Genomic DNA, 5139 nt, shown 5'->3' with positions numbered 1-5139 from the left:
CCCGCATCCGCAGCGAATCCCCGGCGTTCGACCTGAACCACCCGTTAGTACCGCAAGCGGAAAAGGAGTTGAGCGCGCGATGACCGTGGAAGCGGAACGCGCTCTGGTCCGGCAGATCGAGGGACATCTCCTGCTGGCCGCCGCACGGGACGAGGGCCGCGCGGCGGCAGCGCGCGCAGCGTCCCGGCTCGGATGGCTGACAGACGTACAACAGGAGGCGCTGGAGCGGGAGTTCGTGGCGGAACACCTGGCGCTGTCGAAGAGGTCGTGGCAGCGCACGGCCGCCCGGGCGGAAGATCTCCGCCGAGCCTACGAGACGCGCTACCGCGCCCTGCGGCAGCGCATGCTGGCCTGGCTGCTCCTGGCGCACGTGGTTCTTGCGGCGGCCCTGCTGGTGCTGTCCGTTTCCGCATAGAGAGCGGCCGCCCGTGCCGGGGGGCCGTCCCGGCTGTCGCGATGGCCGACGGCGGCCTCTCGGCCAGGGCGGTGCAACGGCCCTTACTCAGAACGCAGTTGAGTACGCGTGCTCATTCCCGGCGGGTGCGGCGCGGCCAGGATGGGTGCACGGCGCCGACGAGAGCGCCGGTGGGATCCAGAGCTGAGCCTGTCAGGAGAACTTCTCATGTCGCGTCGTATCGTCGTGTCCGTTGCTGCCGGTGTCGTCGTGCTCGGTGGTGCGGGTGCTTTCGCTCTCGCCTACGCCGGGGACCAGTCGCCGGCGCCGGCGCACAGCGCGGCCCGTTACACCGCTCCCGACGCCGGCCGCGACGGCTCGTTCGCCTTCACCACCGACGTCTCCGCATCCTCGGAGGTCAAGAGCGTGAAGGTGCTGGCCTGGCCGGAGAAGTCGTCCTTCGCGAAGCAGGGGCTGACGGCCAAGGACATGGCCTCCGCCGAGTCGGCCGTCTGCAAGCCCTCGGGCGGGGACGGCCAGCGGTGCACCGACAAGGCCGCTGTCACCCGCGCTGACGCGGAAGGCTCCCCGAAGGGGCTGTGGCATGTGGCCGTCCTGGTCACCACCAAGGACGGCGACACGACCCTGGACACCAAGGCGGCCGACTTCACGGTGGCCTGAAACGATCACAGGTACCGGACCGCACACCGTTCGTCGAGGTGCTCCGGCCTCAGCCCCAACACGCAATGGCCGTCCCATCAGCCCCCCGCGGCCATCAGCACGGTAAGGAGGGGCTGTGAGCCGACCTTGCCCGCCTGCCACGGGGTCGGGCGGGCAAGGTGGTGGTCACCGTGCGCGGGTGGACGCGCCGTAGCTGTCGGTCAGGCGGGGTACCTGTGCCTAGTGGGAGGGTTCCGGCCAGGCCTGGATCAGGTGCCACTCGGTGATCTGGTCCGGTGTCGGGGTGCTGGCGGTGTCCCGGCCGCGGGCGTGCAGGCGCAGGCGGTAGTGGCCGGGACGGTGGAATGACAGGACGGGGAGTTCTTCGTGCAGGTCGTCCGCCTTGGCGCGGACCTTGAGGTCGCCGGATGCGGAGTGTGCCGAGACTTCCATGATCTCCTGCCAGGTGCCGTTGTCGGGTGCGGGTTCTGCTTTGTGGAGGGTGACGGTGATGTCGGCGTTGCCGGTGTGGATGCCGGGGATGACGATGGTGGCGCCGTCGGTGACCCGGACCAAGCCGTTGTGCCCGGGCTCGAGGTCGGGTCCGGTCGGTTCGTCCTCGTCGCTCATCTCGGTCCTCTATTGTGGTGCCTGCGTGAGTGCGGGGGGTGATCGGTGCTTGATGGTGGGGTCCGTACGCGTCCAGCGCGCAGGGGCGGACCCCGGGTGTCTGCGTCCGTTTCATGCGGTGTGATGCAGCCAGCGCTGCAGGGTGGTGTTGATGCTGGCGGACAGGGCGCTGAGCTGGTCGATGGCCTCGCGGTCTTCGGGCCGCGGCGGGATACCGGCGGCGGTGAGTGCGGCGTACAGGGCCAGGCGGTGCTGGTCGCGGGGCGCGATGAGGATGCTGAGGCGCTCGGCGGGGTTGGGCGGCGGCAGCAGGCAGTCCGCGTCCAGCCCGGCGGCCGGGGGCCAGGTCTCTGCCGGGTCGGCGGCGTAGGGGTCGACGAAGGCGTGCGGCGTGTGGTGGTCGAGGGCGAGGCTCACGTCGGTCTCCTTCAGCAGCGGGTGATGTGCAGGGGGAGAGACCGAGACGGCGGTGTGCGGTTGCGGCTGCGCCGCGATGTCACGCCGACGGCGTCATCGGCGGCTCATCGTCTTCTCAGACCAGCACAACGGCTACCCGGGCTGCGTGCGACCAGCCGTTCGCAGGATCGACGGAGGCGCAGAGTCGGAGGGCTGTTACGCATTCGGGTAAGGGGCCTGCAGTTTCTGGTGTGGCGTGTCCTGGCAGTGTCGGGCGGCCAAGCCCCACGGGTGCCTGCCGGCGAAGTGCTGTTGGACGTCCTCGTAGGAGGCCGTACCGCCCAGCTCGGTGGTCCGGCCCGGGACCGCCCGCCCCCGGGCACCAGCGTGGCGATCATGTGGAACAGCGTCGGCGGTGGGCGTCGTGCAATGCGGCTCTTGTCAGCGCGTCCGGCCTTCCTCGCGCGGCTGCCGCCGCCGGAGCCGTACGGCTGTCGACGGGTCGGGAGCCCGCCCCCCGGGCCCGGACCGGGGCGCGCTACGGGATCGGCACCGACACCACGTCGTACGTCGTGGTCGGCTCGACAGGGAGGGCGAAGCGGGCGTTGGGAAGATAGAGCCGTCCGCGGTACGCCGCCACCGTCGTCGGCACGTCGAATGAGGGGTCGGTGATCCGCGCGGTCACGGTACCGGTACGGCCGGTCCTGTCGAGGGTTACGACGGCGACCTCGTTCGCCAAGTTGCACACCACGTAGAGGGTGTGCCCGATGCGGAGCAGGCCGTCGCCGGGCAGCGGGAACTCGCCGCCGAGGTCGACCACGGAGGTGGCGCCGGTCCGCGGATCCACGCGGTACAGCAGCTCGCTGCTGCTGTGCATCACCAGCAGCGCCGTGCCGTCCGGGGTGGAGACGATGCCGTTGGCGTTGATGCCGACGCCTTCGGTGCTGGTGGGGAAATCGGTCAGCGGGAGGGTGAACACCTGGGACTGTGCGGGCAGCGCGCCCCCGGGGCCGAGCGGCAGCACGTACAGCACGGGGTGGCGCGAGTCGGTGAGGTACACCGCCTCACGGGTGATGACGAGGTCGTTGACAATGCCGGTACTGGGGGCGGTGAACAGCCGGTAGGCGGCCAGCAGTTCGCCGGTCCGGGTGTCCACCACCCGGGCGTCGCCGCCCTCGCTTCCGGCCACGAACAGCCGTCCGTAAGCGTCGACTTTGAGCCCGAGCGCCATGGCGTCGGACCCCGCGACGAGCTGCGTACCCTCGCCGGTGGCGAGATCGATCCGCTGGATGGCACCGGTGAGACGGCCGCCGCAGTACGCGATGCCCCGCCGGTCGATGGCGATGCCCTCGGGGCCGAACCCGTTGGGCAGGGTCGCGGTGGTCACCGGAACAGGGGCCGTCCGGGCGGAGGCTGATGCCGGAGAGGCGGGAAGAAGGAAGGCCGCGGCCGTCGCGGCGGCGCCGGCCAACAGGCCCCGCCTGGTGGGCTGTTGCGTGGGAAACATCGTCGCTCCTCTGGTGGGGGCCGGTGGGGCGGCCTCGTACAAGACAGCGTCCAGACCCCGACCGCAGGTTCCGGGGATCATGCGGTCGGGGCGGCTGGGGTGATGGGGGTGACAAGGAACGCCCGCGCGAGGCCGAGTTCGTCCCCCGCGAGCACGTCGGCCAGGAGCGCCTGAACGTCCACGCGGATGCGGGGGAGCCGCTCCGGCCCGCGCTGGACTTCAAGCCCGACCTGGCCATCGCGCGGTGCGGGACCGTCGGTCGAGTCGTCCTCCCTCAGGGACGGGTCGCGAAGTAGTTGTCGATGCCCGCGATCGCCGTGCTGACGACCTTTTCGAAGACGGGTGCCAGGCTGGCCGGGAGGATTTCCTGGCTGTAGATCACGCGTGAGCCGTCTCCGTCGGCGAGCACGTCGATGGTGCCGAGGTGGAATTCGGCGGGCTGGGGCAGACCCTCGACGACCCGGTACTGGAATCGGCGCAGCGTGTCATCATTCGTCACCACGAGTGACTTGAGTTTTCCACCGGGTCCGCTCAGGTGGCGGTGCACGCCGTCGAAGTACGCCTCCTCCACGACCGGCAACCACTCAGGGATCTTGCTCACGTCGGAGAGCACGGCCCAGACCTGGTCGGGGTTCTGCTTCACCTGAGTGTCGAATCGAAGAGTTGCCACAGTGATCTCCTTGTGTCGGTGAAGTGTCGGTGGGTGAACCGGCGAGGGCGGGCGTCGGGCTCAGGCCGGGAGCTGGGACAGGTCGGCCGGTGCCCCGGCCTCGAGCCGGATGTAATGGGTGGTGGCGTCGGCGCCTATCGTGGCGCCGACGATCCCGTTCACCACGGCGTGGCCCATGGCGCTCAGGCCGCCGTCGTGGACGGCCACGGCCAGCCGGGGCTTGATCTGCCGTATGTAGTCGATGACCTCACCGGTCCGGGACCAGGGGCTGTGCACCGGAACCAGAAGTGTCTCCACCGGGCTCGGCGGGACGGTGAACGCGTCGCCCGGGTGGAAGAGGTTTCCGGCGAGGAGGAAGCCGATGTTGGGTACGGCCGGGAGGTCGGGGTGGACGAGTTGGTGCAGTTCGCCGTGCACCTCGACGGTGATGCCGTCGATGTCGAAGGCATCACCGTCGCCGACCACGGTGACCCGGTTGCCGAGACCGACGAGCTTGGCGGCCACGGACTGGTTGGTCCAGATCCGCAGGGCCGGGTTGGTCTCGGCGGCCGCCCGGAGGCGGCCCTCGTCGAAGTGGTCGGCGTGTTCGTGGGTGACGAGCACGGCGTCCGCCCCGTCGAGGGCCTGGGGGTCGGTGTACTCGCCCGGGTCGATGACGACAGCCGCACCGGGCCGGTCGAGACGGACACAGGCGTGACCCCACTTGGTGAGGCGCAACGGTCTTCCTCTCTGTCAATGGGACGGCGTGAACGAGAACTTCATCGCTCGAGCTCGGCGGCGGGCACCCAGGTGCCGTGGAAGCCGTACCGGAGCCGGAAGGGGATCTTCACGGTGGCGATCGGGCCGGCCGCGATGTCGAGGGCGTCGAGGATGGCCAGGTCG

General features: G+C 70.2%; 8 protein-coding genes. 2 read left to right on the top strand and 6 right to left on the bottom strand.

All coding sequences use genetic code 11. The features are described 5' to 3' along the window. The first annotated feature begins 79 nt into the window (after positions 1-79). Positions 80-415, top strand: coding sequence for a hypothetical protein (locus IF54_RS0138455; protein ID WP_030327317.1), 336 nt, complete (start codon positions 80-82; stop codon positions 413-415). A gap of 207 nt (positions 416-622) precedes the next feature. Next, positions 623-1075, top strand: a complete 453-nt coding sequence (locus tag IF54_RS0138450; protein WP_030327316.1) for a DUF5707 domain-containing protein — start codon at positions 623-625, stop codon at positions 1073-1075. Between the two features lie 219 nt (positions 1076-1294). Here IF54_RS0138450 and IF54_RS40155 read toward each other — a convergent pair whose 3' ends face one another. The 6 genes from IF54_RS40155 to IF54_RS42525 form a co-directional block, all read right to left on the bottom strand. Continuing rightward, the gene (locus tag IF54_RS40155) at positions 1295-1684 is read right to left on the bottom strand and encodes a hypothetical protein (protein WP_037821179.1); all 390 of its coding nucleotides are present in this window, start codon (positions 1682-1684) and stop codon (positions 1295-1297) included. Positions 1685-1795: 111 nt separating this feature from the next. After that, complete coding sequence (locus IF54_RS0138440; protein WP_030327315.1) at positions 1796-2101, bottom strand: hypothetical protein; 306 nt, start codon at positions 2099-2101, stop codon at positions 1796-1798. Between the two features lie 517 nt (positions 2102-2618). Beyond that, positions 2619-3467: an SMP-30/gluconolactonase/LRE family protein gene (locus IF54_RS0138435; RefSeq protein WP_234439174.1), complete on the bottom strand. Its 849-nt coding sequence runs from the start codon at positions 3465-3467 to the stop codon at positions 2619-2621. Between the two features lie 394 nt (positions 3468-3861). Continuing rightward, complete coding sequence (locus IF54_RS0138425) at positions 3862-4257, bottom strand: SRPBCC family protein (protein ID WP_030327313.1); 396 nt, start codon at positions 4255-4257, stop codon at positions 3862-3864. Positions 4258-4317: 60 nt separating this feature from the next. Further along, a complete protein-coding gene (locus IF54_RS0138420; RefSeq protein ID WP_037821178.1) occupies positions 4318-4974 on the bottom strand; it encodes an MBL fold metallo-hydrolase in 657 nt (218 codons plus the stop codon). Positions 4975-5015: 41 nt separating this feature from the next. After that, positions 5016-5129 carry a carotenoid oxygenase family protein gene (locus IF54_RS42525; protein WP_267885001.1) on the bottom strand — a complete coding sequence of 38 codons (114 nt, stop codon included), beginning with the start codon at positions 5127-5129 and terminating at the stop codon, positions 5016-5018. Positions 5130-5139: the final 10 nt, after the last annotated feature.

Source organism: Streptomyces sp. NRRL B-3229 (assembly GCF_000719505.1).
Taxonomy (GTDB): Bacteria; Actinomycetota; Actinomycetes; order Streptomycetales; family Streptomycetaceae; genus Streptomyces; species Streptomyces griseorubiginosus.
The sequence above is the reverse complement of the archived record's forward strand: the minus strand, read 5'-3'. Positions and strand labels throughout refer to the sequence as shown.

Excerpts from the sequence above, each read along its gene's own strand:
- IF54_RS40155 (WP_037821179.1), bottom strand. The coding sequence starts at position 1,684 with ATGAGCGACGAGGACGAACCGACCGGACCCGACCTCGAGCCCGGGCAC.
- IF54_RS0138450 (WP_030327316.1), top strand. The coding sequence starts at position 623 with ATGTCGCGTCGTATCGTCGTGTCCGTTGCTGCCGGTGTCGTCGTGCTC.
- IF54_RS0138455 (WP_030327317.1), top strand. The coding sequence starts at position 80 with ATGACCGTGGAAGCGGAACGCGCTCTGGTCCGGCAGATCGAGGGACAT.